Genomic DNA, 2,475 nt, shown 5'->3' with positions numbered 1-2,475 from the left:
TTCTGAAAGGCCACATCAACAGGCCTTACAGAAGACCGCACACGATCACACGTCAATATGGGTCAGAAAACTCTTGCATAACGGACGGCAACCACAGAAGAAATCCGCGTCAATGTGGCCAGTTCTACAGGTGTTCACTCCAAGCGTACGTAAAATACACTTTCGTGTCGTGATCCCGGCATTCACGCCGTGGAGCTGAAACACTTTTTTCGAGGTATCCATTCCGATACGGATCAACTGGGGCATGATGGTTTCCTTCTCTGGACAGTCAGCTCTTCAGCATCCTCTCAGGCCCACTGCGAGCCGTCCACACCATCAGTTCTCAACGAAAATCAACATTCATCAGCTTTAATAACCTTGCCAATACGCATTACGCGGCCATTGTTGTGCCGGGTTACCAGGCGGCAGGCAAACAACTCTCGGTTATGCAGCTAGGGGATGGTTTTGGGGTGTTTGTGGGCGCGTCACTTGGGTTTGACTGACCCCGCCATGTTTTGCTTCAGGGAGAATGCAGCGTGAACCGGTAAAGCCGTTGCTTGTCTGAAATTACTCAAGTGGGTTCATGCCGGGGATAGATGTGTCGGAAATCAGGGTCTGGCAGTATTCAAGGAATGATTCGAGAAGCCTGGATTTGCGCATGCCTTGCAGTGTTGCTATGCCGATGACCATAGGACGATGTTGGCCGGAGAGTTTGATGCGCACAACCCGTCGGCCATCAAGGGCGAGATCTGAGCAAGGGCGAACATTGGAAAGGGAATACCCGTACCCGTTGGCCACCATGGTTCTTACAACGGCCTGATCCGCGACGCGTGCATAAATATTGGGCTGCAAGCTTTCTTTCTGAAACAGGTCTTTGAAATATTGCCGGCTCAGAGGCAGGTCCAGAAAAATCATGGGTTCGGCGGCAAGTTCACCAAGGCTGACGGTTTCACGTTCGGCGAAGTGATGAGTCTCGCTGACAATGACATGAGGAGGGAGACTGGCAAGCGGTGTAAATTCAATGCCTGGCGGTAACTGAAGATCATAGGTGATGGCCGTGTCAATTTCTGCCTGCCTGAGCTCCTCAACCAACCATTCATGATGCGATGCAATTTGGCGGATTTCCACAGCCGGGTGTTTTGTAAGAAAGTTATGCACCAGAGAAGGCAAGATCATGGGGGCAAGGGTGACCATGACCCCCACGGAAAGCATTCCTCTGATCTGATCCGTTGCTTCCGCCGCAACGGAATACAGGCTTTCCGCCTGAGAAATGACCTTTCTGGCTTCTTCCAGCAGGGTTTGCCCTACCGCAGTCAGCGAAAGGCCCTGTGCGTGGTGCCTTATGAAAAGCTGAACATTCAGTTCCAGTTCAAGGTGCGAGATGGCCGTGGAAATGGAGGGTTGGGAAATGGACAGCCGTTCGGATGCGTGCCGGATGGAACCAGCCTCTCCTGCAGCAACAAAATATTCCAACTGACGCAATGTATAACGCATTATGCCATTTTAACCCCATGAAACGCTGACAAGCGAGCCGCAAGATTCTGATTCTAGCCTGAGTTGGAAGGCGCGTCACTCTGCATAATCGGGTTCTTCACGGTCAAGAATGAGCTTGAGTTCCTCAAAGTGCTGGATGGAGAAATCTGTGTAGCCTTCCCAGTCGCGTGCAGTTTTTTCCGCAATTTCATCGGAGAGAATGGAAAGCTCCTTGCCGGTCGAATAGGCTGTCACAAGCAGTTGGCAAGCGCGTTCCAGAGTGTACATGTCATCAAAGGCTTCGCCAATTGTCGGGGCGACAACCAGAACCCCATGGTTGCCCATCATCAAGCGCGTCTTGTCCTTGATCAGAGAGGCGAGGCGTGCCCCTTCGGCTTCACTGTCGGCCATGCCGCCATAGTGCGTATCAAATGCCATGCGCCGGAAATAGCGGGCCGTATTCTGGTCAATCGGGTAAATAGTGGGGTCACTCAGGGTTGAAATTGTCGTGCTGTAGATGGGGTGCAGATGCAGGGCTGCGTGGGCCTTGGGGTGCTGGCGGTGGAGTTGCCCGTGGATGGCCCATGCCGTGGGGTCCAGATCCTGCGTGATTGTGCTGACGGGTTTTGTGGTATCCACCAGAACGAGATCGCTGGCGCGGATCCGTGAAAAATGGCGCCATTTCGGGTTGATGAGAAAGCGTGAGCCATCCTCGGAAACAGAGAGGCTGAAATGGTTGGCAACAGCTTCATGCATGCCAAGCCGGGCAGCGAGCCGGAATGCGGCGGCCAGATTGATCCGTGCGGCTTTCTCATCAAGTGCGGTCATGCGGGTGTTCCCAATAATGGTTATGGAGAGACTGAGTCTCAGTTTTATGATTCTGTTGCGGAATAGAAAAGATAAAATTATTTAAGAGCCTGAATCAGAAAGCGGTTTGATTGATTTTTCGCAGAACTCTGCGGATATGGGCAATCATCAACCACGCGTGGGATGACGAGATTGTTGCCTCGACATCCTTCGTGA

General features: G+C 52.3%; 2 protein-coding genes and 1 pseudogene. All 3 read right to left on the bottom strand.

Translation table 11 applies throughout. From position 1 onward, the window contains the following. Positions 1-546 precede the first annotated feature (546 nt). Complete coding sequence (locus GOB86_RS15195; protein WP_165993486.1) at positions 547-1,473, bottom strand: LysR family transcriptional regulator; 927 nt, start codon at positions 1,471-1,473, stop codon at positions 547-549. Between the two features lie 75 nt (positions 1,474-1,548). After that, the gene (locus GOB86_RS15190; protein ID WP_165993484.1) at positions 1,549-2,280 is read right to left on the bottom strand and encodes a class II aldolase/adducin family protein; all 732 of its coding nucleotides are present in this window, start codon (positions 2,278-2,280) and stop codon (positions 1,549-1,551) included. A gap of 94 nt (positions 2,281-2,374) precedes the next feature. After that, positions 2,375-2,475: pseudogene (locus GOB86_RS15185) on the bottom strand (IS5/IS1182 family transposase); the annotation flags it as partial.

It is taken from the genome of Acetobacter lambici (assembly GCF_011516885.1).
GTDB lineage: Bacteria > Pseudomonadota > Alphaproteobacteria > Acetobacterales > Acetobacteraceae > Acetobacter > Acetobacter lambici.
Note: the sequence above shows the minus strand (reverse complement) of the source record. Positions and strands in the feature narration are given on the sequence as shown.

Bases quoted from the DNA above. Each gene is read 5' to 3' on its own strand.
- GOB86_RS15195 (WP_165993486.1), bottom strand. From the start codon at position 1,473: ATGCGTTATACATTGCGTCAGTTGGAATATTTTGTTGCTGCAGGAGAG.
- GOB86_RS15190 (WP_165993484.1), bottom strand. From the start codon at position 2,280: ATGACCGCACTTGATGAGAAAGCCGCACGGATCAATCTGGCCGCCGCA.